This is a genomic window from Streptomyces sp. NPDC054770 (assembly GCF_053611985.1).
Map to the genome: position 1 here is coordinate 1 of NZ_JBSHBL010000118.1, position 24,491 is coordinate 24,491.

The 24,491-nt window shown below is 71.7% G+C and carries 23 protein-coding genes and 1 pseudogene; 16 read left to right on the forward strand and 8 right to left on the reverse strand.

Annotation, left to right across the window (positions count from 1 at the left end; all coding sequences use genetic code 11):
- The first annotated feature begins 274 nt into the window (after positions 1 to 274).
- Positions 275 to 649 carry a hypothetical protein gene (locus ACWGKQ_RS48385; protein WP_453298494.1) on the forward strand — a complete coding sequence of 125 codons (375 nt, stop codon included), beginning with the start codon at positions 275 to 277 and terminating at the stop codon, positions 647 to 649.
- Here ACWGKQ_RS48385 and ACWGKQ_RS48390 read toward each other — a convergent pair.
- A complete protein-coding gene (locus ACWGKQ_RS48390; RefSeq protein ID WP_453298495.1) occupies positions 585 to 1,427 on the reverse strand; it encodes a DUF4184 family protein in 843 nt (280 codons plus the stop codon). The two genes, ACWGKQ_RS48385 and ACWGKQ_RS48390, sit on opposite strands and share 65 nt — an antisense overlap.
- 321 nt (positions 1,428 to 1,748) lie before the next feature.
- Here ACWGKQ_RS48390 and ACWGKQ_RS48395 point away from each other — a divergent pair, with 321 nt between their 5' ends.
- The 3 genes from ACWGKQ_RS48395 to ACWGKQ_RS48405 all read left to right on the forward strand — a co-directional run bounded on the left by ACWGKQ_RS48395 (position 1,749) and on the right by ACWGKQ_RS48405 (position 4,815).
- A complete protein-coding gene (locus ACWGKQ_RS48395; protein WP_453298496.1) occupies positions 1,749 to 3,515 on the forward strand; it encodes a lytic transglycosylase domain-containing protein in 1,767 nt (588 codons plus the stop codon).
- 151 nt (positions 3,516 to 3,666) lie between these two features.
- Entirely contained in the window at positions 3,667 to 3,801 is a 135-nt protein-coding gene (locus tag ACWGKQ_RS48400; RefSeq protein WP_453298497.1) for an SPW_0924 family protein, read from the forward strand.
- Between the two features lie 21 nt (positions 3,802 to 3,822).
- Positions 3,823 to 4,815, forward strand: a complete 993-nt coding sequence (locus ACWGKQ_RS48405; RefSeq protein ID WP_453298498.1) for a DUF3068 domain-containing protein — start codon at positions 3,823 to 3,825, stop codon at positions 4,813 to 4,815.
- Here ACWGKQ_RS48405 and hrpB read toward each other — a convergent pair.
- Positions 4,805 to 7,282 carry an ATP-dependent helicase HrpB gene (gene hrpB, locus ACWGKQ_RS48410; RefSeq protein ID WP_453298499.1) on the reverse strand — a complete coding sequence of 826 codons (2,478 nt, stop codon included), beginning with the start codon at positions 7,280 to 7,282 and terminating at the stop codon, positions 4,805 to 4,807. The genes ACWGKQ_RS48405 and hrpB overlap by 11 nt on opposite strands.
- A 113-nt stretch (positions 7,283 to 7,395) precedes the next feature.
- Positions 7,396 to 8,295, reverse strand: a complete 900-nt coding sequence (locus ACWGKQ_RS48415) for a class I SAM-dependent methyltransferase (protein WP_453298500.1) — start codon at positions 8,293 to 8,295, stop codon at positions 7,396 to 7,398.
- Positions 8,296 to 8,610: 315 nt separating this feature from the next.
- On the opposite strand from ACWGKQ_RS48415, the gene rpsA reads away from it, so the two are divergent.
- The 5 genes from rpsA (at position 8,611) to ACWGKQ_RS48440 (ending at position 14,207) form a co-directional block, all read left to right on the forward strand.
- The gene (gene rpsA / locus ACWGKQ_RS48420; protein ID WP_055514157.1) at positions 8,611 to 10,107 is read left to right on the forward strand and encodes a 30S ribosomal protein S1; all 1,497 of its coding nucleotides are present in this window, start codon (positions 8,611 to 8,613) and stop codon (positions 10,105 to 10,107) included.
- Positions 10,108 to 10,475: 368 nt separating this feature from the next.
- Complete coding sequence (locus ACWGKQ_RS48425; protein ID WP_453298515.1) at positions 10,476 to 12,002, forward strand: flavin monoamine oxidase family protein; 1,527 nt, start codon at positions 10,476 to 10,478, stop codon at positions 12,000 to 12,002.
- Between the two features lie 165 nt (positions 12,003 to 12,167).
- Positions 12,168 to 13,106: a PAC2 family protein gene (locus ACWGKQ_RS48430; RefSeq protein WP_453298501.1), complete on the forward strand. Its 939-nt coding sequence runs from the start codon at positions 12,168 to 12,170 to the stop codon at positions 13,104 to 13,106.
- 31 nt (positions 13,107 to 13,137) lie between these two features.
- Positions 13,138 to 13,770 (forward strand): dephospho-CoA kinase, encoded by a 633-nt coding sequence (gene coaE, locus ACWGKQ_RS48435; protein WP_453298502.1) that lies wholly within the window; start codon positions 13,138 to 13,140, stop codon positions 13,768 to 13,770.
- A 50-nt stretch (positions 13,771 to 13,820) separates the two neighbouring features.
- Positions 13,821 to 14,207, forward strand: coding sequence for a tetratricopeptide repeat protein (locus ACWGKQ_RS48440; RefSeq protein WP_453298503.1), 387 nt, complete (start codon positions 13,821 to 13,823; stop codon positions 14,205 to 14,207).
- A 73-nt stretch (positions 14,208 to 14,280) separates the two neighbouring features.
- Here the strand turns inward: ACWGKQ_RS48440 and ACWGKQ_RS48445 are convergent, their stop codons facing one another.
- Positions 14,281 to 14,580: a DUF6343 family protein gene (locus ACWGKQ_RS48445; protein ID WP_453298504.1), complete on the reverse strand. Its 300-nt coding sequence runs from the start codon at positions 14,578 to 14,580 to the stop codon at positions 14,281 to 14,283.
- 66 nt (positions 14,581 to 14,646) lie between these two features.
- Between ACWGKQ_RS48445 and ACWGKQ_RS48450 the strand changes: the two genes are divergently transcribed.
- The gene (locus ACWGKQ_RS48450; RefSeq protein WP_453298505.1) at positions 14,647 to 15,561 is read left to right on the forward strand and encodes an acyltransferase domain-containing protein; all 915 of its coding nucleotides are present in this window, start codon (positions 14,647 to 14,649) and stop codon (positions 15,559 to 15,561) included.
- Positions 15,562 to 15,676: 115 nt separating this feature from the next.
- Positions 15,677 to 16,369 (forward strand): class I SAM-dependent methyltransferase, encoded by a 693-nt coding sequence (locus ACWGKQ_RS48455; protein ID WP_453298506.1) that lies wholly within the window; start codon positions 15,677 to 15,679, stop codon positions 16,367 to 16,369.
- Between the two features lie 55 nt (positions 16,370 to 16,424).
- On the opposite strand, the gene ACWGKQ_RS48460 is transcribed toward ACWGKQ_RS48455, so the two are convergent.
- Positions 16,425 to 17,087: an RNA-binding S4 domain-containing protein gene (locus ACWGKQ_RS48460; protein WP_453298507.1), complete on the reverse strand. Its 663-nt coding sequence runs from the start codon at positions 17,085 to 17,087 to the stop codon at positions 16,425 to 16,427.
- A gap of 249 nt (positions 17,088 to 17,336) precedes the next feature.
- On the opposite strand from ACWGKQ_RS48460, the gene ACWGKQ_RS48465 reads away from it, so the two are divergent.
- Positions 17,337 to 18,038: a uracil-DNA glycosylase gene (locus ACWGKQ_RS48465; protein WP_453298508.1), complete on the forward strand. Its 702-nt coding sequence runs from the start codon at positions 17,337 to 17,339 to the stop codon at positions 18,036 to 18,038.
- 59 nt (positions 18,039 to 18,097) lie between these two features.
- Here the strand turns inward: ACWGKQ_RS48465 and ACWGKQ_RS48470 are convergent, their stop codons facing one another.
- A complete protein-coding gene (locus ACWGKQ_RS48470; protein WP_453298509.1) occupies positions 18,098 to 18,766 on the reverse strand; it encodes a GntR family transcriptional regulator in 669 nt (222 codons plus the stop codon).
- 138 nt (positions 18,767 to 18,904) lie between these two features.
- On the opposite strand from ACWGKQ_RS48470, the gene ACWGKQ_RS48475 reads away from it, so the two are divergent.
- Together ACWGKQ_RS48475 and ACWGKQ_RS48480 are read left to right on the forward strand one after the other, a co-directional pair.
- Positions 18,905 to 20,386, forward strand: a complete 1,482-nt coding sequence (locus ACWGKQ_RS48475; RefSeq protein WP_453298510.1) for an NCS1 family nucleobase:cation symporter-1 — start codon at positions 18,905 to 18,907, stop codon at positions 20,384 to 20,386.
- A gap of 5 nt (positions 20,387 to 20,391) precedes the next feature.
- Positions 20,392 to 21,114: an aspartate/glutamate racemase family protein gene (locus tag ACWGKQ_RS48480; protein ID WP_453298511.1), complete on the forward strand. Its 723-nt coding sequence runs from the start codon at positions 20,392 to 20,394 to the stop codon at positions 21,112 to 21,114.
- A gap of 116 nt (positions 21,115 to 21,230) precedes the next feature.
- Here ACWGKQ_RS48480 and ACWGKQ_RS48485 read toward each other — a convergent pair whose 3' ends face one another.
- Together ACWGKQ_RS48485 and ACWGKQ_RS48490 are read right to left on the reverse strand one after the other, a co-directional pair.
- Positions 21,231 to 21,692, reverse strand: a complete 462-nt coding sequence (locus ACWGKQ_RS48485; RefSeq protein WP_453298512.1) for an N-acetyltransferase family protein — start codon at positions 21,690 to 21,692, stop codon at positions 21,231 to 21,233.
- Positions 21,689 to 22,102 (reverse strand): RidA family protein, encoded by a 414-nt coding sequence (locus ACWGKQ_RS48490; protein WP_453298513.1) that lies wholly within the window; start codon positions 22,100 to 22,102, stop codon positions 21,689 to 21,691. Before ACWGKQ_RS48490 ends, ACWGKQ_RS48485 begins: the two co-directional genes overlap by 4 nt.
- 588 nt (positions 22,103 to 22,690) lie before the next feature.
- On the opposite strand from ACWGKQ_RS48490, the gene ACWGKQ_RS48495 reads away from it, so the two are divergent.
- Both ACWGKQ_RS48495 and ACWGKQ_RS48500 read left to right on the forward strand, forming a co-directional pair.
- Entirely contained in the window at positions 22,691 to 23,422 is a 732-nt protein-coding gene (locus tag ACWGKQ_RS48495) for a DUF7873 family protein (RefSeq protein ID WP_453298514.1), read from the forward strand.
- Positions 23,423 to 23,982: 560 nt separating this feature from the next.
- Positions 23,983 to 24,491 (forward strand): annotated as a pseudogene (locus ACWGKQ_RS48500) (FUSC family protein); the annotation flags it as partial.

Sequence of the window (24,491 nt, forward strand, 5' to 3'; positions counted from 1 at the left end):
GAGCAGAACCCGGCGCATCCCGTGGGTTCGGCACCGCCGAAAGCCACCGTCGTGGCTGAGCACCGTTGCGGCGGAGAAAAAAAGGGGGCGGCGGAGAAAGAAAGGGGGCGGCGGAGCGAAGGAGGCGGCGGGGTGAGCGAAGAGGGTGGTGGGCGAGCGCAGGGGCGGCGGGGTGAGCGAAGAGGGTGGTGGAGAAAAAAAAGGGGTGCTGCCCCGTCACTCGCGTGGCCCCTGCCAGAACGCCCCCGCCTCCGCCACCGGCAAGGATGCGGCCATGGGTATACGTATGGTTCACCGCCGGACGCCCCAGAGCAGGCCTCCGGCCAAGGCCCGTTCCGCCGCCGCCGCTCAGGTCACGGCGTCCCCGTCGGCCCCGGCCCTGGCGGCCGGCGCCAGTTCCGCCCGGATCCCCGCCGACCTCGTCGTCACCGTGCGCCGCGCGGCCACCCGCCTCCGCCGCAGACTCCGCGCCCGTCCCGACCTGCGCCAGTGGCTCGATGTCGCCCGCAGCTACCTCGCGCTGCTCCGCACCGCGCTCCCCGGCCCCCGCCGCCCCCGGACCATGACCGTGTTCGTGGCGAGCCTCACCGAACGGCCGACGGACTCCGCCGCACGCCGCCGGCCACCGGCGCCGGACGCCACACCCTGACCGACACGGCGTACCCCAGCACCCCGAGCAGCAGCCCCGCCCCCGCCCCGAAGAGCACCGTGGGCAGCAGCTCCCAGGGCTTCGCCGCAGCGCCCCAGTACTCCCACCACCGCACCGCCCGCAGCACCGCCGCGAGCAGGGCGCAGCCGGTGATGCCGGCGCCGGCCCACCACCGGTCCCGTACCGAGAGCCGCGGCACCCCCACCGGCTCCCCGGCCGGCGCCCGCCGTACCGCGCGGACCGTGAACACGGCGAGCACCGCCACGCCCACCACCGAACTGCCGTACTGGAGCAGGGTGTAGAGCGGCATACCCCCCGCGGCGTCCCGGCCGATCGCCGGGATCAGCCGCGTCCCCCAGCGGTCGTGGTGCGTGAACGCGTCCCAGACGACGTGCGTGAGCGCGCCGAGCACGGCGGAGACGTACCACCAGGCGGCCACGGAGAATCCGGCACGCGCGCGTGGCGCCCCGCAGCGCAACAGCGCGGCCACCCGCCCCTGCCGGGCCCGCGGCGCGAGTGCCACGAGGGGTTCACGCACCAGCGTCCAGAGCGCCACCAGTGCCCAGGAGATGAGCACGTCGACGGTGAACACGCCGGTGAAGGAGTGCGTGAACGCGCCGAACCCCATCGCGTCCGGCACCGCGCTCGCCGCGTAGTAGGTGAGGTCGGGGGAGAAGGACCCCGCGACGAGCACCGCCGGGACCAGCCGCCCCCGCCCGGTCCCGTCGCCGCGCACGGCGGGCAGCACGGCGGCGGCATGGCTGAGAGTGAACGGCACCCGGACCCCCTGGAGCAGTCGTCGGCCGGAGCGCCGAACAAGTGATCGCGTACGCCAAGTATCCGGGACATCGCCGTGCCCCAACGGGTAATGGCCAACTGGTGAATACCGGGCACCACCGGGTGTCCGTGGAAAGGAAGTTGTCGTAGGGTCGCCTGGGTCGCCACCCCGGCGTGCGCGGCCGGATGCACTACCTCAGAAGTCGCAACAAGCCGAACGGGGTAACGGGGGGCAACCACAGCACCAGGTCGACCGTCACACCAGGCGAGCAGACAGACGGAGACGGGCGCTCAGAAGGCGCCCACGGGAGGGGTTCACCTTATGGCGGCGCAATTCGGCAGGCGGCTGCGCAAGGGAGCGGCGACGACCGCCGTGGCCGCGGTGGCGGTAGCGGCTCTGTCCGCGTCCCAGGCCCCGGGCGTCACGACCGGAGACACGGGCAGACAGGCCAACGCCGGCGCCAGCACCCCCACGTCCGACGCCGGCGCCACCGGCGACTCGCCGTACTACACGGACCTGCCGCCGCTCAACAGCCCGAACCCCAGCACCGGCCCCACCCCGTCCTCGCCGAGCATCGGCACCCCCGTCTCCCAGGGCGAGGCCGAGGCCGGCATACCCGCCACCGTCCTCGACGCCTACAAGAAGGCCGAGGCGGAACTGCGCGGCTCCAAGCCGGGCTGCAACCTGCCCTGGCAACTGCTCGCCGCCATCGGCAAGGTCGAGTCCGGCCAGGCCCGCGGCGGTGACGTCGACGCCGAGGGCAACACCCTGCACCGCATCCTCGGCCCCGAGCTCGACGGCAACGGCTTCGCGCTCATCAAGGACACCGACGGCGGCAAGTACGACGGCAACAGCCAGTACGACCAGGCCGTCGGCCCCATGCAGTTCATCCCGTCGACCTGGGCGTGGGCGGGCCGCGACGGCAACGGCGACGGCGTCAAGGACCCCAACAACGTCTACGACGCGGCGCTCGCCGCCGGCCACTACCTGTGCCGCAACGGCTGGGACCTGTCCGTCCAGGCCGACATGAACAGCGCGATCCTCAGCTACAACAACTCGCAGGACTACCTCAACCTGGTCATGTCCTGGTACGAGTACTACCGCAAGGGCACCCACTCGGTCCCGGACGGCACCGGCACACTGCCCGAGAACCGCAGTGACGGCTCGACCGGATCCCAGACCCACTCCGGCTCCGGTTCCGACGGTTCCGACGGCTCCACGGAGAAGCCCACCACGAAGACGCCGAAGCCCACCGAGCCCACGCCGGGCATCCCGAGCACGTCGCCGAGCCTGCCGCCCACGGCCACCGACACCGTGGACCACCTGGAGGACGCGGGCACCGCCACGCTCACGGCGATGGCCGGCGACGCGTTCGGCAAGCAGATCAGCACGCGCGCGGAGACCAAGGCGGGCCGGACCGTCGCCAAGGTCCGGGTCCGCTTCACCATCGTCGGTGACACGGACGCGACCTTCGCAGGCGGCGAGAGCACCGCCACGGTCGTCACCGACAGCAAGGGCGTCGCCGTCGCCCCGGCGCTCCAGGCCGGTGAGAAGACCGGCGACTTCACGGTCCACGCCGGCGTGGTCGGCCGCACGGCCAAGGGCGTCGACTACGACGCGACCGTCACCGCACGCGCCGCCGACACCCTCGCGCTCACCAACACCACCGCGCTGACCTGCGCCCCGGGCGGCGAGTTCGCCGACCAGGTACAGGCGAAGGCCACCTACCAGGGTGCCGTCGCCGACAAGGTCGCCGCCACCGCCACGCTCGTCAAGTCGGCCGACGACACGAGCACGAACGACAAGGGCCCGTACTTCAAGGACGCGGACGGCAACCCCGTCCGCACCCTCACGGACCTCCAGACGGACGCGAACGGCCTGCTCACGCTGCCCAAGCTGTACGCGGACGACACCGTCGGCACATTCCTGCTCCGCATCACCACCACCGGTGGTGCCACGCTCACCGTCGAGTTGACCGTCGCCGCGGCCGACCCCTCGTCGAGCCCGTCGCCGAGCGCCTCGCCGAGCGCGTCCGCATCGGCATCCGCGTCGGCCTCCGCCTCCCCGAGCGCTTCCGCCGGCTCCTGATCCACCGTCGTACGACGACCTGGGCGCCCTCCCGCCGACGCGGGACGGCGCCCTCGTCGTCGTACGACCTGTTCTCATCTCACCCTCCCGTTGCTACGGTGCCCGGACCTGACGATCCATCAGGAACTCGTCGGCCGTTGGGAGGTCCCGCATGCGTGCCCTGATCGCCGCCGCGACCGGTCTCGCCCTCGCGATCGCCCTGGTCGTGACGGTCAGCGCGTTCGGGTCGCCGGACGGGAAGACGTCCCCGAAGCCGCTGCTCACGACGGTGCCCGCACACCCGTAACCGCCGCCCCGGGAGGCCGAGATGCGCCGCAAGGCCAGTCTGGTCCTGCTCGCCTTCGCCGTGTTCTTCGCGACGCTGTCCCCGATGCTGCGCTGGTACGCCTTCCCGCGGCTCGCCAAGATCCCGGCGAACCAGTACCAGGACATGGTCCTGGTGGCGAAGAACGCCACGCTCCTCGACTACGGCACCATGAAGGCGAAGAAGGTCCCCCAGGTCACCATCGTGCAGACCCTCAAGGGCGACGTGGCGGCCGCGAAGAAGATCGAGAAGACGGCCGGCCGGGACGTCGTCGTCTGGGACGGCCTGTCCTACGTCCAGGGACCCGACGGCAAGATGGTCTCCGAGATCCCCGAGCGCTACATCTTCGACGCCCACAGCCAGGAACCCGTGCACGCCACCGGCGAGATGGTCGACGGCGACCCGGTGACCCGGGACGGCATCGAGTTCAAGTTCCCGTTCCTGACCGAGAAACGGGACTACGAGTACTTCGACGCGCAGACCCGCACCACCAACCCCATCCACTACAAGGGGACGCAGACCTTCCGGGGCGTCAAGGTCTACTACTTCGAGCAGACCATCCCCTGGACCAAGGTCCCCATGCCCAAGAAGCTGCCGGTGCAGGGCATCACCGCAGCGAGCATCGCCAAGACCGGCACCACCCGCTGGTACACCACGGTCCGCAGGTTCTGGGTCGAACCGGCCACCGGGGCACCCGTCTACGGCGAGGAGATCCACAAGGAGGAGCTGCGCGGCGGCACCCTGCTGGGCGGCCGCGCCAAGGTGACGGCCTTCGCAGGCGACGTGAAGATGCGCGAGGACTACATCAAGAGCACGGTCGCCCTGGTCAAGCACAACCGCACCCTCGTCCTGATGCTGACCTCCTACCTCCCCTGGGGGTTCCTGTCCCTCGGCATCGCGCTGCTCGCCCTCTCCCTCTACCTGGAGGCCCGCAGCCGCCGCCCCGCCGACCCGGCACCGGCCGACACCGCGGTCCCGGAACCGGTCAGCGCCTGAGCCGCGCGTTGGTGTGCCGGGTGGGCTCGGCGCCGGCCGGATCCTCGGGCCAGGGATGCTTCGGATACCGCCCGCGCAGCTCGGCCCGTACGCCCTTGTAGCCGTCCCTCCAGAACGAGGCGAGGTCGGCGGTGACGGCGGCGGGCCGCCCGGCCGGCGACAGCAGATGCACCAGCACCGGCACCCCGGCCACCGCGGGCGACTCCTGCAACCCGAACATCTCCTGCAACTTCACCGCGAGCACCGGCTGCTCGGGATTCCCGTAGTCGACCCGGATCCGCGACCCACTGGGTACGGCGATCCGCTCCGGCGCCAGCTCGTCCAGCCGCCCCGCCTCCCCGCCCGCCCACGGCAGCAGCCGCCGCAGCGCCTCCCCGGCGTCGATCCGCCCGAGATCGGCCCGCCGCCGGGCCCGGCCGAGCTCCGGCTCCAGCCATTCGTCCACGCGCGCGTGCAGCGCGTCGTCGGACACGTCCGGCCAGGGCTCACCGAGGTGCAGCCGGAGAAACGCGAGCCGCTGCCGCAGCACGACGGCGTCGGGCGTCCACCGCAACAGGCCGAGCCCCTCGCGCCGCAGCCCGTCGAGCAGCGCAGCGCGTACCAGGACCGGGTCGGCGTCCCGCAACGGCCGCACCGCGAGCTCGATCGCCCCGAGCCGATCCACCCGCCGCGCGACGACGTCACCGTCGGCCCAGCGCACCTCCAGGTCCTCCGCGTACAGGGACGCGGCCGCCGACCTGGCCGTGTCCTCGTCCACCACCGCGGCGAGCCGCACGCGCGCGTGTCCGCTGCCGACCGGACGGTCAGCGACGGCCACGGCGATCCACGGCGCACCGCGCAGCGGACTGCCTTCCCCGAGCTCGGCCCGGGTCCCGGAGGCCATCAGGTACGACCCTCCGTCGGCCCTGGCGACCCGCTCGGGAAAGGCGAGGGCGGCGACGCGTCCCACCGTCCGGTCGTCCACGCCGGACGCCGGCGCGCCTTCGCCGTCCGCCGTCAGCCGCCGCACCTCCGCGAGCCAGCGCCCGGCATAGGCGTCACCGCCCCGGCGGACGGTGCGCAGCGCGGCCGCCAGGTCGTCCCCGTACTCCCGCGGCGCCTCCTCGCTCAGCAGCGCGACCACCTCGGCGCCCCCGCCCGGGGTGTCCAGCAGCGCCCGCCCCAGCCGCGGATGCACCCCCAGCCGAGCCAGTCGCACCCCCCGTTCCGTCGCCCGTCCGGCGGAGTCGACCGCGCCGATCGCCGTCAGCACCTCCCGCGCCGCCGCCATCGCCCCGGCCGGCGGCGGGTCCAGCAGCGCCAGTCCCGCGGCCCCCGGATCGCCCCAGCAGGCCGTCTGGAGGGCGAACGCGGTCAGGTCGGCCACCCTGATCTCCGGGGCCGGATAGGCCGTCAGGCGGGCGTCCTCGGGCTCGGACCAGCAGCGGTACACCGCCCCCGGCGCCTCCCGCCCGGCCCGGCCCGCCCGCTGCCGCCCGGCCGCGCGGGACGCCCGTACCGTCGCCAGCGCGCTCAGCCCGCGCGCGTGGTCCACCCGTGGCTCCCGCGCGAGCCCCGCATCGACGACCACCCGTACCCCGGGCACGGTGAGCGAGGACTCGGCGACCGAGGTGGCCAGCACCACCCGGCGCCGGGTCCCGGGAGCCAGTACCGCGTCCTGGACGGCGGCCGGTGCCCTGCCGTGCACCTGGAGCACCTCCACGCCCCCGAGGTCCCCCAGACGGCCCGCCACGCGCGCGATCTCGCCCACGCCCGGCAGGAAACACAGCACGTCCCCGTCCCGCTCGGCCAGGGCCCGGCGCACCACCGACACGACGTGCGCCAGCAGCGCCGGATCGACGCGCATCCCGTGCGGCGGCCGTACCGGCCGTACCGGCGGCGCCCACACCACCTCCACCGGGTACGCGGCCCCGGCCGCCTCGACCACCGGCGCCCCGCCCAGCAGCCGCGCCCACCCCTGCGCGTCCGTCGTCGCCGAAGCGGCCACCAGGCTCAGCTCCGGCCGCAGGGTCTCGCGTACGTCCCAGAGGAAGGCCGCCACCGTGTCGGCGTCCAGATGGCGTTCGTGGCACTCGTCGAGGATCACGACGTCCACGCCGGACAGTTCCGGGTCGCGCTGCAGGCGCTGCAACAGCACACCGGTCGTGACGACCTCCACGCGTGCGTGGCGCCCCACGACCCGCTCGCCGCGCACGGTGTAGCCGACGCTCCGCCCCACCTGCTCGCCGAGCAGCCAGGCCATCCGGCGGGCCGCCGCCCGGGCGGCGATCCGGCGCGGCTCGGCCACCACCACCCGCCGCGCGGGTCCCTCGCCCAGCAGCCCGGCCAGCGCCGGCGGCACCAGCGTCGTCTTGCCGGTGCCGGGCGGTGCCACCAGGACGGCGGTGCCGTGCCCCGCCAGGGCGTCGTGCAGACCGGGCAGGGCCTGCCGCACGGGCAGCGCGTCCAGGGCGTCGTAACGGATCACGCCCCCCAGTGTCGTACGGACCCGCAAACGCCCCGCACGCGCGCGTGCGGTTCCTTATGAACGCTCGGTCCCGGTCGGGATGAACGCTCGGTCCCGGTCGGGCCGGGAGACGCTCAGTCCCGCTCGCAGACGAAGATCGCGGTCCCGGGGACGAGACCGCCCCGCAGCGGGGACCAGCCACCCCATTCGGCGGTGTTCCAGGCCGGCCACTGCGGCTCCACCAGGTCGACGAGCCGGAAACCCGCGGAGACGATGTCCCGGACCCGGTCGCCGAGCGTGCGGTGGTGCTCGACGTACACCGCGCCGCCGTCCTCGTCCTGCTCGACGTACGGCGTCCGGTCGAAGTAGGAGGCGGAGACCGAGAGCCCCTCGGGGCCGGGCTCGTCGGGGAACGCCCAGCGGATCGGGTGGGTCACCGAGAAGACGAACCGCCCGCCCGGCCGCAGTACCCGGCGCACCTCGCGCAGCACCAGGCGCGGATCGGCGACGAAGGGAAGCGCGCCGTACGCCGAGCAGGCCAGGTCGAAGGAGGCGTCCGCGAAGGGCAGCGCGCCCGCGTCCGCACAGATCAGGGGAAACGATCCGCCGATGCGCAGCGCGTGCTGGAGCTGGCGGTGCGAGAGATCCAGGGCGACCGGACGGGCACCCTGGGCGGTCAGCCAGCGCGAGCACTGGGCCGCGCCGGCGCCGATCTCCAGGACGTCCTTGCCCTTCAGCTCCTCCGGCGGGCCGAGCAGCTCCGCCTCCACCTCGTCGAGGCCCTCTGGACCCCATACGAAACGGTCGTCGCCGAGGAACGTGCCGTGCTCGACCTGGTACTCGTCGGCGTTGCGGTCCCACCAGCCCCGGTTGGCCCGGCTGCTCTCCGCGACCCCGGCGGCACGCCGGGTGGCTTCCGGTTCGGCCTCGGCGCCGGCCGTCGGACCGGCCGCTTCGAGGTCGAACGAATCGGGCTCTTGGATGATCGGCTCCCTCGTCGTACTCTTCCGTGCAACCCGTCGGGGGTGTGTCACGGAGGGGGTCCCTCAGGCGTGCGTGGCCTGGTGGGACGTTTCTTGTGCCGGGTATGCGGCGATCCGCCCCGGGTGTGCGCCTTCGCGCATTGACCCTGCCCGGCTGCCCCCGTATGCTACAAGTTGCGCTGCGGGCCTGCGCACCTCAGACGTAGCAGGCTGCGCTCGCATCTGTTGTATGTCCCCTCGGTTGTCGAGGCGTCACCAGTGTTTCAGGTGGCGCTTCCTAGGCTGTCCGGCTTCTACAGAGCGAAACAGGCTCCCGGCGTAAGCAGTACCTACGACTTCAATGTCCGTACCGGAGCCCTTTCTCACATGACGAGCAGCACCGAGACCACCGCCACCACCCCGCAGGTAGCGGTCAACGACATCGGTAACGAGGAAGCCTTCCTCGCCGCGATCGACGAGACGATCAAGTACTTCAACGACGGCGACATCGTCGACGGCGTCATCGTGAAGGTCGACCGGGACGAGGTCCTGCTCGACATCGGTTACAAGACCGAAGGTGTCATCCCGAGCCGCGAGCTCTCGATCAAGCACGACGTCGACCCCAACGAGGTCGTCGCCGTCGGTGACGAGATCGAGGCCCTTGTCCTTCAGAAGGAGGACAAGGAAGGCCGCCTGATCCTCTCGAAGAAGCGCGCCCAGTACGAGCGTGCCTGGGGCACCATCGAGAAGATCAAGGAAGAGGACGGGATCGTCACCGGTACCGTCATCGAGGTCGTCAAGGGTGGTCTCATCCTCGACATCGGCCTCCGTGGCTTCCTCCCGGCCTCCCTGGTCGAGATGCGCCGCGTCCGCGACCTCCAGCCCTACGTGGGCAAGGAGCTCGAGGCCAAGATCATCGAGCTGGACAAGAACCGCAACAACGTGGTCCTGTCCCGCCGTGCCTGGCTGGAGCAGACCCAGTCCGAGGTCCGCCAGACGTTCCTCACGACCCTCCAGAAGGGTCAGGTCCGCTCCGGTGTGGTCTCCTCGATCGTCAACTTCGGTGCCTTCGTGGACCTGGGTGGCGTCGACGGTCTGGTCCACGTCTCCGAGCTGTCCTGGAAGCACATCGACCACCCGTCCGAGGTTGTCGAGGTCGGCCAGGAGGTCACCGTCGAGGTCCTCGACGTCGACATGGACCGCGAGCGTGTCTCCCTGTCGCTGAAGGCGACCCAGGAAGACCCGTGGCAGCAGTTCGCCCGGACCCACCAGATCGGTCAGGTCGTCCCGGGTAAGGTCACCAAGCTGGTTCCGTTCGGTGCGTTCGTCCGCGTGGACGAGGGCATCGAGGGTCTGGTCCACATCTCCGAGCTGGCCGAGCGCCACGTGGAGATCCCGGAGCAGGTCGTCCAGGTCAACGACGAGATCTTCGTCAAGGTCATCGACATCGACCTCGAGCGCCGCCGCATCAGCCTCTCGCTGAAGCAGGCCAACGAGGCCTTCGGTGCCGACCCGGCCACGGTCGAGTTCGACCCGACCCTGTACGGCATGGCCGCGTCCTACGACGACCAGGGCAACTACATCTACCCCGAGGGCTTCGACCCCGAGACCAACGACTGGCTCGAGGGCTACGAGACCCAGCGCGAGGCGTGGGAGCACCAGTACGCCGAGGCGCAGACCCGCTTCGAGCAGCACCAGCAGCAGGTCATCAAGAGCCGCGAGGCCGACGCCGCTGCCGCTGCCGAGGGCGGCGACGCCGCGGGTGCGGCTCCGGCCGCGGGTGGCGGTTCGTACTCCTCCGAGGGCGCCGACACCTCCGGTGCGCTGGCCTCGGACGAGGCGCTGGCCGCGCTGCGCGAGAAGCTCGCGGGTGGCCAGAGCTGAACGCTCACTGAGCTGTAGCTCCTGACCGAGGGGCCGTACCTTTCGAGGTGCGGCCCCTTGGTGTTGTCCGGTCGTTGTCTGGCCTGCGGCCGGTGGGGGCTTGTCGCGCAGTTCCCCGCGCCCCTAAGGGAGTTGGCGTGGCCGTCGGTCGAAACAGTCGGCGTGCCTCTTGGGCGGCGTGCTCCCGCCGGTCGAAACGTGTGGGATACACGAATAGCCGCTGGGCCGTAACGCGGCGCTGGGACGCTTCCCCGGTCTTCGTTCAAGATCGGAAGGGGAGTTCCACCATGGCTCAGCCTCAGTACAGGTCAGGGACGAGTCGGCGGGCGTTCCTGCGGAACGTCGGTCTCACCGGCGGCGCCGGCGCCATGTTCGCCACCATGGGAGCCCTCGGACTCGCCCCCACCGCCCAGGCCGCCCAGCGCGAGCAGTCCTTCCGGGCGCTCAGCGCGAGCGACTTCACCCTCACCGGGCGCGCCGCGGCCAGGGTCGTCATCCTCGGCGGCGGCATCGCCGGCCTGGCGACCGCCTACGAGCTGGGCAAAGCCGGCTACGACTGTACGATCCTGGAGGCCAGGGACCGCACCGGCGGACGCAACTTCACCGTGCGCGGCGGCGACTCCACCACCGACCTCTACGGCAACACGCAGACCGCGCGGTTCGCCGACGGCCACTACATGAACGCCGGGCCGGCCCGGATCCCGCAATGGATGATCACCCTCGACTACTGCCGTGAACTCGGTGTGCCCATCCAGGTGTTCACGAACGTCAACGCCGACGCCTACATCTACAACGAGTCCGCCGGCATGACGAAGCCGGAGCGGTACCGCACCGCCAAGGCCGACGTGTACGGCTACGTCTCGGAGTTGCTCGCCAAGGCCACGAACAAGGGCGCCCTGGACAAGGAGTTGACGGCCGTCGACCAGGAGCGGCTCGTCGAGTTCCTCAAGGACTGGGGCGAACTCGGCGACACGCTGACGTACGAGGGCGGTGAGCGGCGCGGATACACGACCGTACCGGCCGCGGCCGGCACCCCCGGTGCGCTCCTCGGCGATGTCCCGACCGCCTCCGCGGTGTTCGCGAGCGGTGTCGGACGCTACTTCTCCTTCGAGTTCGGCTTCGACCAGGCCATGCTGATGTTCCAGCCGGTCGGCGGCATGGACCAGATACCGAAGGCGCTCACCCGGGCGATCGGCGCGCATCGCGTCCGTACCGGAGCCGCCGTCTCCAAGATCACCGACACCGGTCACGGCGTCACCGTGACGTACACCCAGGGCGGTCGTACCAAGGTCGTCGAGGCCGACTACTGCGTGGCCGCCATGCCGCCCAACATCCTCGCCAAGATCCCGCACAACCTGGGCTCCGGAGTGCAGAGCGCCCTGGCGGCCGTCACTCCGTCGTCGGCCGCCAAGATCGGCCTCGAGTACCGCTCCCGCTGGTGGGAGCTGGACCACCACATCTACGGCGGCATCACCGAGACCGACCAGGACGTCACCCACATCTGGCACCCCTCGTACGGCTTCCACGGCGAACGGGGCGTCCTCATCGGCTACTACAACTACGACGACGACGCCGACTCCTATGCGAAGCTCACCCCGGCCCAGCGCGAACAGCGCGCGGTCGCCGCCGGCGTGAAGATCTACGGCGACAAGTACCGCACCGAACTGGCCTCCTCCTTCTCCCACCACTGGCGTCAGACACCCCACCTCGAGGCTGCCTGGCACGACACCCCCGGCGGCCCCGACGACACGCGCTACAAGCCCCTGAACGAGCCCACCGGCCGCGTCTGGTTCGCCGGTGACTGGCTCAGTTACACGGACGCCTGGCAGCACGGTGCGTTCAGCTCGGCGCGCAAGGCGGTGACGGCGCTCCACGCGCGCGTGATGGCGGCCTGACCCCGGCACGCGCGCGTGACCGCGTCCGGTGCGGACGTGTGCACGCGCGCGTGCCCCCGCTCCTGGCATGAGAAGGCGGTGAGAGGTGCCTGTTCGGGTTCTCGGTGGGAATGCCTGTGGTGAGTGCCGCGTTGACGTGTACGAACACGAGGAGGAGCGGTCACAGTGCTTGATCCGCAGGGTTTGTACGCATGGGAGCCGAAGGGCCTGGCAGTCGTCGACATGGCGCTGGCCCAGGAGTCGGCCGGTCTTGTCATGCTCTACCACTTCGACGGATACATCGACGCGGGAGAGACCGGCGACCAGATCGTCGACCGGCTCCTCGACTCGCTGCCCCACCAGGTCGTCGCCCGCTTCGACCACGACCGGCTCGTGGACTACCGGGCCCGCCGCCCGCTGCTGACCTTCAAGCGGGACCGCTGGACCGAGTACGAGGAGCCCGGCATCGAGGTCCGGCTGGTCCAGGACGCCACCGGCGCGCCGTTCCTGCTGCTGTCCGGCCCCGAGCCCGACGTCGAGTGGGAGCGCTTCGCAGCTGCCGTTCGGCAGATCGTGGAGCGGCTCGGCGTCCGCCTGTCCGTGAACTTCCACGGCATCCCCATGGGCGTGCCGCACACCCGCCCCGTGGGCCTCACCCCGCACGGCAACCGCATCGACCTGGTCCCCGGACACCGCAGCCCCTTCGACGAGGCCCAGGTGCCCGGCAGTGCCGAGTCGCTGCTCGAGTTCCGCCTCATGGAGGCCGGCCACGACGTCCTGGGCGTCGCCGCGCACGTGCCGCACTACATCGCCCGCTCGCCCTACCCGGACGCCGCCCTGACCGTTTTGGAGGCCGTCACGGCCGCCACCGGGCTGGTCCTCCCGGGCATCGCGCACGCCCTGCGCACGGACGCGCACCGCACACAGACGGAGATCGACAGCCAGATCCAGGAGGGCGACGAGGAGCTCACCGCCCTCGTGCAGGGCCTCGAGCACCAGTACGACGCCGCCGCGGGCGCCGAGACCCGGGGCAACATGCTCGCCGAGCCGGTGGAGATCCCCTCGGCGGACGAGATCGGCCTCGAGTTCGAGCGCTTCCTCGCGGAGCGGGAGGGCGAAGGCTGAGGTCCGCCGGACACCCCCTAGGCTTCGGAGCATGCTGAAAGTTGGCCTCACCGGCGGGATCGGCGTCGGCAAGAGCGAGGTGTCCCGGCTGCTCGTCGGGCACGGCGCGGTGCTGATCGACGCGGACCGCATCGCGCGTGAGGTGGTCGCGCCCGGCACCCCCGGTCTGGCGGCCGTGACCGAGGCCTTCGGCCCGCAGGTGCTGGCCGCCGATGGCAGCCTGGACCGGCCGAAGCTCGGCTCGATCGTCTTCGCCGACCCCGGGAGACTCGCCGTACTGAACTCGATCGTGCACCCCCTCGTCGGGGCCCGCTCCAGCGAGCTGGAACGGGCGGCCGCAGCCGACGCCGTGGTGGTCCACGACGTCCCGCTCCTCGCGGAGAACGGCCTCGCACCGCTCTACGACGTCGTGGTCGTCGTGGACGCCGCCCCCGGGACCCAGCTGGACCGGCTGACCCGGCTGCGGGGGATGACGGGGGAGGACGCCCGCGCGCGTATGGCCGCGCAGGCGACGCGCGAGAAGCGCCTGGAGATCGCGGACATCGTGATCGACAACGACGTCCCCCTGGAAGCGCTCCGGCAGCGCGTCGGGGAGGTGTGGGCCGACCTCGTGCGCCGGGCGCGGGCGTCCGGTTCTTCCAAAGGGAATGCGTCTTCGAAATAGCGGGCACCCGTCCGGGCGTTGAACCGCTTCAGTGAGGGAAGGACTTTGCCGTGCCCGAGACCAGCGGTTCGACCGGACGTACTCCGGAGACGCATGTCATCGACTTCCGTGCCGCCGAGCAGTTGCTCAACGCACGGGACCCGCGGGGCGCGGTGAAGCTGCTCGACGGAGTGATCGCCGCGCACCCCGAGAACACCGCCGCCCGGCTGCTGCGCGCGCGTGCCTTCTTCGCTGCCGCGCAACTGCGCCCCGCCGAGCTGGAGTTCACCATCGTCCTGGAGCGCGAACCGGACAACGCGTTCGCCCACTTCGCGCTCGCCCGTACCTATGAGCGCCAGGGCCGCGCCGACCTCGCGATACGCCACTTCAGGCTGGCGGCCGCTCTGGACCCGAACCCCGAGTACCTGAAGGCGGCCCGCTTCGACAGCGGCGCGTGAGCCGGCTGTGCGTGAGCAGACCGTGCGTGAGCGGACTTGCACGTGAGCGGACTGGACGTGAGCCGATGGTCCCTCACGGGTGACCGTGCTGCGGCGGGCGCCGGAACCGCGGCGGGCGGGTGTCCGCGGGCCGGTACGGCGGCACGTCGCGGCCCGGCTGGTAGTGCGGGCCCTGCCGGATGTGCCTGAGGATCACGATCATGTCCACGGTGGCCACCAGCCACAGCACCCCGCAGGCCGCCGCCCAGCCGGGACGTCCGACCAGCGCGAACACCGCCGTGCCGAAGATCGCCCAGGCCACTCCCCACACGCTCAGCCACAGCCGCGCCCGCAGCGCACTGCGGGCGGTCGCCGGTTCACTGCCTGTACGCATCCCGGATCACCGTTCCTGTCTGCAACGTACTCTTCGACCGGACGTTTCACCAAGGGGGACCACGCCGTGCTGCCGGACGCCGACGACCTGCCCGACCTGCTCCTCGACCTCGCCGTGCCGCACGAGGACATCAACGAGGTGGTGGCACTGCGGCGGGCCGTGACCGCCGACCCCGGGCTCCGGCGGCTGCTCGAAGAGGGCGCCGAGGACGTGACCGGTGCGGTGCGGGAGGTGGACGACCCGGCCGGGCTCGCCGACCGGGCCGTCCAGGCTCCGCCGGTACTGGGCGAGTACTTCCTCGTGTACGTCTTCCTCACGGCGGTGTCGCACGCCCGCGCGGTGCACCGGGCGCGCGGCATTCCCGACGACGTCTCCCGCCACACGCTCGCCGACCTCGGCCGCGGCATGGCACTGCACCGCAGACGGTTCGGCAGCGGAGGGCTGGGAGCCCGCCAGGCACACTGGCTCACCCGCCACTTCTGCGGCCGCCTCTACCAGCTGGGACGCCTGCAGTACGAGCGGACCACGCTCGGTGACCGCACGGCACAGGCGATCAGGGCGGCCGGAACGGACGTGAGAGGCGGCGAGCCCTCCCTGGACCTGCACATCCCGGACTTCCTCGGACCGCTCACCCCGGTCGCCTGCGACCGCTCCCTGGACCGCGCCCGGGAGTTCTTCGCCCGGCACTTCCCCGAGGAGCCGCACACCGTCGCGACCTGCCACTCCTGGCTGCTCGACCCGCAGCTGCGCCGACACCTCCCGGCCGGCTCCAACGTCGTCCGCTTCCAGGAGCGGTTCCGGCCCGGCTGGGAGGATCCGGAGCCGGCCGACACCACACCGGTCGGCTTCGTCTTCGGCGCCCCGGACCTGCCGGTGGCGGACCTGCCCCGGCGGACATCGCTGGAGCGGGCGGTCGGCGACCATCTGCGGGCGGGCGGGCACTGGTACGTCGGGCACGGATGGATTCCCTGGGACCGGTGACGGACGTCAACGGCGCCGTGCCCTGGAGAAGTTCCCGTCGGACCTTCGAACTGCTCGAACGAGTGAACCATCCGGGTGCGGGAACGGCGGTGCGGCGGCGGGCCGTTGTTCGGGCATGACGGTTGAAATGCGTGAGGGGTACGAGGGAACGGGACCCGGTGCGATCACCCCGGACGGCTGCGCGGTCGAGCTCTACTCGCGTCTGTCCGTCGGGGACGAACCGGACATCATCGAGGCGGCGGTCCCGGCCGGCGCCCGCATCCTGGAGCTGGGCTGCGGCGTGGGGCGGATGACCCACCCGCTCCTTGAACGGGGGTTCACGGTCACGGCGGTGGACGAGTCGGCGGAGATGCTGGAGCGCGTGCGCGGGGCGCGCACGATACGCAGCGCCATCGAAGGGCTCGACCTGGGCGAGAAGTTCGACGTGGTGTTGCTCGCGTCGTTCCTGGTGCACACCGGGGACGTGGAGGTGCGCCGGGGCCTGCTGCGCACCTGTGTGGCGCACGTGGCGGACGGCGGCTGCGTGCTCATCCAGCGGGAGGGCGCGAACTACCACGCGAAGGTGCCGAGGGAGCGGGTGGACCCCAGCGGCTACACCGTGCGGATCGTGTCGGCCGAGCCGGTCGGGGACGGGGTGAACTCGGTGCGCGCGGAGTACGAGTTCCCGGACGCCGCCTGGACCCAGACCTTCCTGTCCCGGCCGCTCACCGAGGAACAGTTCGAGGAGGCGCTCGCGGAGGCGGGACTGGAGGTGGCCGAGTATCTGACCGAGGACGGGATGTGGGTGCGGGCGGTGCCGGCGGCGTAGCGCGAGGCGGGCACTCGGGAATTCCGCACGGCGGGCGGCGGGCCCGCGGCACGGCTCACCGTCCGCCGGGGCGCCCACCGCTCGGCCGACCTGCCGACCCCGTCCCGCCCGTACCACCACCCCCCGTACCACCACCGCCCGTGCCGCCCATCCCACCCATGCCGCCGAGGCCGCGCAGTCGTTCCAGCTCGCGGCGGTCGCGCTTGGTGGGGCGGCCGGTGCCGCGGTCGCGGATGCCGATGGGGGCGGAGGCCTCGCGGGGCGGGGGCGGCGGGGAGTTGTCGATGTAGCACACGGCGGCCACCGGGGCGCCGACCCGTTTGCGGATCAGCCGCTTCACGACGACGACCCGCTCCCGCCCCTCATGGCGCAGCCGCACCTCGTCGCCGACGCGCACGGAGTGGGCGGGCTTGACCCGCTCGCCGTTCACCTGGACATGTCCGCCCCGGCAGGCGGTGGCTCCCATGGAGCGGGTCTTGATCAGGCGGACGGCCCAGATCCAGCTGTCGATCCGCACGTTCTCACCGGGAGCCGGCCTCGCGGCCTCGGCGGCGGCGACGGCCGCGGCGATCGCGGCGGGGTCGGGGGCGGAATCGGAGGTGGAGCCGGGGGCCGGGGCGGCGGGGGCCTCCGCTCCCGCGTCAGGCCCGGCCGAGGTGGCATCCCCGGTCACACCGCTCGCGTGCCCCCTGCCGCCGTCCGCATCCTCAGAAGCCATGCCCCGACCTTAGCCCCCCCGGGCCGACACCGACGGAACCGATTGGCCGACGCCCACAACCGCGCCCCGAGGGGCGCGGGGCTGTTGTCGACATGCGGCTACCGCCGCGTGGCCGCGATCAGCGACCGACAACCCAAGGCCGCCACCTCGCACAGACCAGCACGGTGCTTCCGCGAACGCCCGCCATCCCGACCGCACTGCTCCGGCAACCCTCGCCCTCCTCGGCACCCCCGGCCCTACCGTTGAAACGTGGACCGCACCCCCGTCACCCCCCTCGCCCACCTGGACCACCGCGTCAGTGCCTGCCGGGCCTGTCCCCGCCTGGTCGCCTGGCGGGAGGACGTGGCGCGTACCAAGCGGGCCGCGTTCGCCGACTGGACGTACTGGGGCCGGCCCGTCCCCGGCTTCGGGCCCGCCGACGCCCGGCTGTTGATCATCGGCCTCGCCCCGGCCGCGCACGGCGGCAACCGCACCGGCCGGATGTTCACCGGTGACCGCTCCGGTGACGTGCTGTACCAGGCGCTGTACGACGTCGGGCTGGCCTCGCAGCCGACGTCGGTGAGCGCCGACGACGGCCTGGAGCTGTACGGCGTGCGCATCACCTCGCCGGTGCACTGCGCCCCGCCCGCCAACAAGCCGACCCCCGAGGAGCGCGACACCTGCCGCCCCTGGTTGGCCGAGGAGCTGACGCTGCTGCGGCCGACGCTGCGCGCCGCCGTCGTGCTGGGTGCCTTCGGCTGGCAGGCCGCGCTGCCGGCGTTCGAGGCGGCGGGCTGGACCGTGCCCCGGCCCCGCCCGGCGTTCGCCCACGGCACCCGGGTCGGCCTCGGCGGCCTGGACCTCTTCGGCTGCTTCCATGTCAGCCAGCGCAACACCTTCACCGGCCGCCTCACCCCCGAGATGCTCCGCGCGGTGCTGCGGACGGCGGCGGAGGCGGCCGGGCTGGGGTGAGGAGCGCTCGATGAGAGCCCGATGCGAACCGGTGCTCCCATCGGTGGCCGGTCGGGCGGCTAGGCGCCGGTGTCCTCGCCGAAGAGGTGCCGCACCGTCGACCGGTAGTTGGCCTGGACGTGGCCGAGCGCGCGGGCGCGGGCGCGGTCCGGGTCGCCGGAGGCGATCGCGTCGTACAACTCGCGGTGCTCGGTGAGGAGCTGGGGCCATTCCTCGTTGCGCCGGGTGAGCCAGCGCAGCCGGCCGTCGACCGGTTCCATGACCGAGATGAGCAGGTTGTTGCCGGCCAGGGCCAGGATCCGGTCGTGGAAACGGGTGTTGATGTCGGTGATGGTCTCGGCGTCGCCCGCCCCGGTCGCCGCGGCCGCCCGGTCGAGCAGCTCCCGCAGCTCGGCCAGTGCCTCCGGGGTCGCCCGCGCCGCCGCCAGCCCGGCCGCGTACACCTCCAACGCCTCGCGCAGCTCGAAGAGTTCCTTGACGTCGGTCGGGGTCAGCCGGCGCACGACCGTACGGCGGGCCGACTCGAAGAGGACGAAGCCCTCGGCGACCAGGGCCCGGATCGCCTCCCGGACCGGCACCCGGGACACCCCGAACCGCTCGGCGAGCTCCCGTTCCACCAGCCGGTCGCCCGGGCCCAGCCGCCCGGCGATGATGTCCTGCCGCAGGGTCGCGAGGACGCGCTCGCGCACCGCGCCCAAGGGTTCGATCTTCGTGGTGGGGGAGCCCATGAGGTCATTTTCGCCGACCCGGGGGGCTTTTACGGAGCCGTAACGGGACGGACATCGGTCGGAACGCTTGACGGGAGCACCATGACCCCAGTTTGGTATACCAAAAGATGGTACACCGGTTGGTTCCCTGGAGGCCCCGTGTCCCTCGCCGACCGCGCCGAAGCCACCGGCGCACTCGAATTCGTCCCCGACCCCCGGCTCACCAACGAAGACCTCGCCCCCGCGGAGCGGCGGAACTGGAAGGTCTTCGACCTCTTCGCCATGTGGATGTCCGACGTCCACAACCTCGGCAACTACACCTTCGCCGCCGGCCTGCTGGTCCTCGGCATGAACGTCTGGCAGGTCTTCACCTCCCTCCTGGCCGGCTTCGTGCTCATCTACGTCGGCATGAACTGGATGGGCAGGATCGGCCAGCGCCACGGAGTGCCGTTCCCGGTGGTCAGCCGGATCAGCTTCGGCGTCTGGGGCGCCAACATCCCGGCGCTCATCCGGGCCGTGATCGCCATCATGTGGTACGGCATCCAGACCTATCTGGCGTCCGTCGCCGTCAACGTGATGCTGCTGGCGGCCTGGCCGGGCCTGAAGTCCCTGACGGAGAGCTCCTTCCTGGGCCTGGACACGCTGGGCTGGATCTCCTTCGTGTCGCTCTGGCTGATCCAGGCGGCGATCATCAGCCGGGGCATGGAGACGATCCGCAAGTTCCAGGACTTCTGCGGCCCGGCGATCTGGCTGGTCATGATCGCCCTCGCGGTCTGGATCCTGGCCAAGGCCCACTGGACCATCTCGCTCACCTCCACCCCGCACCCGGTCTCCGTCGGCGAGCAGTGGCGGCAGTGGTTCGGTGCGATCGGCCTGATCCTCGCCACCTACGGCACCCTGATGCTCAACTTCTGCGACTTCTCCCGCTTCGCTCCGGACTACCGCACCGTCCGCCGCGGCAACTTCTGGGGCCTGCCGATCAACTCCACGGCCTTCGTGGTCGTCTCCGTGATCGTCACGGCCGGCTCCCTGGAGGTCTTCGGCGAGGCCATCACCGACCCGGCCGAACTGGTCGCCAAGGTCGGCAACACCTGGGTCCTGGTCGTGGCCGCGCTGACCTTCGCGGTCGCCACCATGGGCGTCAACATCGTCGCCAACTTCGTCTCACCGGCGTACGACCTGGCCAACGTCTGGCCGCAGAAGATCAGCTTCAAGGTCGGCGGCATGATCAGCACGGTGGCGGCGCTGGTCGTCACCCCCTGGAACCTCTTCTCCAACCCCACCGTCGTCAACTACTTCCTCGGCGGCCTGGGCGCCTTCCTGGGCCCGTTGTTCGGCGTGATCATGGTCGACTACTACGTGATCAAGCGCGGCAGGGTGGACGTCCAGCAGCTCTTCGACGCGGCCCCCGGCTCCCCGTACCACTACCGCAAGGGGGTCAACCCCAAGGCGCTGTGGGCGTTCCTGCCCTCGGCGGCGGTCGCGGCCGTGCTCGCGCTGGTGAAGACGTTCAGCGATGTGGCGCCGTACTCCTGGTTCATCGGTACGGCGCTGGCCGCGGGCCTCTACCTGACGCTGTGCCGCGGTGACCGCGCCCCCGACCCCGCCCCTGCCCCCGTCCTCGCGGCCGAGGAGGTCTGAAAGGCGTGCGGATCGTCGTCACCAACTGCAACACCACGCAGGAGATGACCGAGGAGATCGTACGAGGTGCCCGGGCCGCCGCAGGCCCGGGCACCGCCGTGACCGGACTGACCCCGGACTGGGGGCCCGAGTCGGCGGAGGGCTGGCTCGACAGCTACCTGTCGGCGGCGGCGGTCCTGGACGCGCTGCGGACGTACCAGGGTCCGCGGTACGACGCGGTGGTCATGGCCGGTTTCGGTGAGCACGGGCGCGAGGGCGTGCGGGAGCTGGTGGACGTACCCGTCGTCGACATCACCGAGGCCGCGGCCCACCTGGCCTGTCTGCTGGGCCGCCGCTACGGCGTCGTCACCACCCTGGACCGGTCGCGCGGGCAGATCGAGGACAGCCTGGAGACCGCGGGGGTGGCCCGCAACTGCGTCGCCGTCGCCGGCACCGGTCTCGGCGTCCTGGACCTCGCCGGTGACCCCGGGCGCACGGAGGCCGCGTTCCTCGCGGCGGCCGAGCGGGTCCGGGACGCCGGTGCCGAGGTCCTGGTCCTCGGCTGTGCCGGGATGACGGGGCTGCAACGGGTGGTGGGGGAGAAGCTCGGGGTTCCGGTGGTCGACGGGGTCGGTGCGGCGGTGAAGCTGGCCGAGTCGCTGGTGACCCTGGGGCTCACGACCAGCCGGGCGGGGAGCTACCGGAAGCCGCTGGCGAAGAGGCGGACATGGGGGTCCGCACCCGCATAGGGGCAACACCTTCGGAGCCTCGGCCTCACCAGTCGACCGGCCTGTTCCTGCTGGTGTTCGCGATCTTCACGGTGTACATGGCCTGGGCGGCGACGAGCGGGCCCGGGCCGCCCGGTTCAGGGCCGCCACACGTACCGCACGTCCGGCTCCCGCTCCTCGTTCCCGCTGCCGTCCGTGTACTCGGCGGCGGTGAAGCCGTGCCGCTCGTAGAAGCGATGGGCGGGCTTGTTGACCTGGAAGGTCCAGAGCGTGAGCCCCCGCGGGGAGCGCTCCTTGGCCAGCGCGACGAACCGGTCACCGATGCCGCGGCCCCGCCACTCGGGGGCCAGATACAGCTGCGACAGCAGATCCCCCGCCAGCACCATCATCCCGACGACCCGGCCACCGGCGTCCGCGAGCCACGTCTCCCGCTCCGGCACCACGACGTCCCGGATGTACGCCCGCACCTCGTCGTCCGAGCGCGGCCGGACGACGGTGGGCAGAGCGGCGCTGAACGACCGCAGCCAGACGTCGGCGACCCCGGCGGCGTCCGGCCCGTCGGCGCGGCGCAGTACGACCTCGGTGACCTCGGCGTTCATCCCCGCTCCCCCTCGGGTACGACGGCCGTGGCGGTGATCTCCACCAGCTGCCCGGTGTAGCCCAGGCAGGCCACGCCGATCAGCGTCGACGAGTGCGGCCCGATGCTGAGCCCGGAGGCCTCGACGACCTCCCAGACGCGGGACAGCACCGCGGGCTCACTGCTCACGACGTACACGTCGGTCGCCAGTACATGTTCCAGGTCGCTGCCGACCGAGCGGAGTTGCTCCCGCAGGTTGGCGATCACCCGCTCGGCCTGCCGCGGCGGATCCCCCTCCCCGACAAGTCTTCCCTCGTCGTCCAGCGGCACGGAACCGGCGAGGAACGCAAGCTTCGCCCCGGCCTCGACGACGGAGACGTGGGAGTAGCCGGGCGGCGGGAACAGACCCGGGGCGGTGACGCGCTGGATCACTGGGGCTCCTGAAGTGAACGGCGGGCAACCAACCGATCATCCGCGCTCGCACCGGGCACCCGCACCTGAATTTCCGGGCGCGGGCGGCACAGGGCGGGGAAGCCGTCGTCCGGGCTCTCCAGGCATCACGCCGATCCGCCACCTGCCCGTACCGTCCGGTCTTCCGAAGTGCCGGACGAGCAGCAACACCAGCTCCCCGTCCGGGTCGGCCACGAGGAAAGTCAACTCGCCTGCGCCCTCGCCGCCCTCGCCGCCCTCGCGGCTCTCCCGGACCTCGCACCGAGGCAGATATGACAGCCGTGCGAACCCCGGAGCGTGCACGGCAGGCGTCGTACACCGTGTCGAGCACGGCCGAGGCGAGTCCGTGCCTCCGGGCGAGGGGATGGATGTAGAGCGAGGTGCCGTGAGTCATGCCCGCCGTGAACGCCGATGCCGACCGGCTCGCCGCTCAGCGGATTGCGGGTGGAATCCGGGAAGTCGGGGCCGTTACCGAGGCGGAGTCGTTGTCCGGCTTCCGGTGGGGGTATGCGAATCGCTCGGAAAAAAATGCTTGGGAATAGGCGAGTTGCCGCTGCTACGGTCTTTCACGTGGCGAAACTCAATCAGATCATCGCGGTCGAGAAGGGCATCAAGTCCAAAGCTCATCAGGACCTGACGGCAGCTCATCACGGGTTGCAGAAGCCCGCGTTGCTGGCCGGAATCTCGCGGACGTACCAGCCGAAGGACGAGGAGGGCGAGCAACTGCCGCCCGAGTCCACGCGGGTTCAGGTCAAGGCCGAGGACGTGCTGCGGGAGACCTCGGCCACGCTGACGCGGCTCTTCGACGTGACCGCCACCAAGGACTGGGCCAACTGCGAGGCCAGGGCCGATGTGACGGTGGACGGGCGGGTGCTGGTCGCCGATGTGCCCGTCGCCCATCTGCTGTTCCTGGAGAAGCAGCTCGTCGATCTCAACACGTTCGTACGGAAGCTCCCGGTGCTCGACGCCTCCGAGTCGTGGGTGCAGGACCCCTCCACCGACGCCTGGAAGACCGAGCCGGTGCGGACCCTGCGCACCAAGAAGGTGCCCCGCAACCACGTGAAGGCCGAGGCCACCGAGAAGCATCCGGCGCAGGTCGAGGTGTACTACGAGGATGTCCCGGTCGGGTACTGGACCACCGTGAAGTTCTCCGGTGCCCTGCCCGCCCGGCGCGTCAACGAACTCCTCGACCGGGTCGAGAAGTTGCAGCAGGCCGTCAAGTTCGCCCGCGAGGGGGCGAACGGCGCCGACGTCGTCGACCGGCGGATCGGGGACGCCGTGTTCGGCTACCTCTTCGGGTAGCCTTCCAGACTCCCCGGCCCCAGCGGCCGGGGTGCGCGAGGAGCGCAAAGCTGAAGCTGAGCCTTGTCGTGAAGAGCGGCCGCACCCACAGGTGCACACCACGCACGCCGTGCACACCGGGCGGGCCGCGTTGAATCTCAGACTCTCGCTCCAGACTCAGCATTCGCCGCCGATCGCCGGATCGACCGGGCCCGGGCCCCAGCACGTCGAAATGCAGGTTCAAGTCCTGCCCGCGCAGCTCGATGCGTGGTGGTCCAAAGGAAGGACGCGACGACCTTACGACTGACCCGGGTTCTCAAGTGTGCCGGCGTGTGACGATGGGCGGCTTTCCAGGGCCCGGGGGCAGGCTACGCCCTCGGGCCCGCTCACGTTGCGCCCCGAATCGGGCCCGCACGGAATTGCGTTCATAAAGAACGCGGCTCTCCGGGGTACTTGTCACACCCACGAAATGCGAACGCACCTTTCCGTACCGGAACACCAACTACCGTGGGACGTACCAGCCAACAGCCCGGCCACCGTCGCCCGAAGGCACACCCCGCCCTCGTCCGGACAGGAGCCCCGTGTCCCCTCGTATCGCCCTGCCGCCCTGGCTCGCCCACGCCCTGCGCGCCCAGCGCGGGCCCGTGTCCTGGAGCGCGGTGACGAGAGGGGCGCTGGCAGCCGGGCCGCTGCTGCTCACCGCCGTCCTGCTGCACCGCACCTCCCTCGGCGTCGTCGCCGCCATCGCCGCCATGCTCGCCGGGATCAACGACCGGCCGGGCAGCCGGCGGTCCGCCGTACGGCGCCTCGGGGTGCCCGCGGCCGCCGGCGCGCTCGGGCTGCTCGTCGGGACGTACGGCGGGGAGCACCTCACCGCCGTCCCCCTGACCCTGCTGCTCACCGGGCTCGGGCTGGTCGCCGGAGGAATGAGCGCCGTCGGGCCCGTCGCCTCCGGGGCCGGGACGCAGCTGCTGGTCGCCGCCGCCATCGGCGCCGGGATGCCGGTCGCCGAGGCGGGCTGGCAGCGGGCCCTCGCCTTTCTCGCGGGGGCCGGGTGGCTGGTGGCGCTTCGTCTTGCCCTGCCCACGCC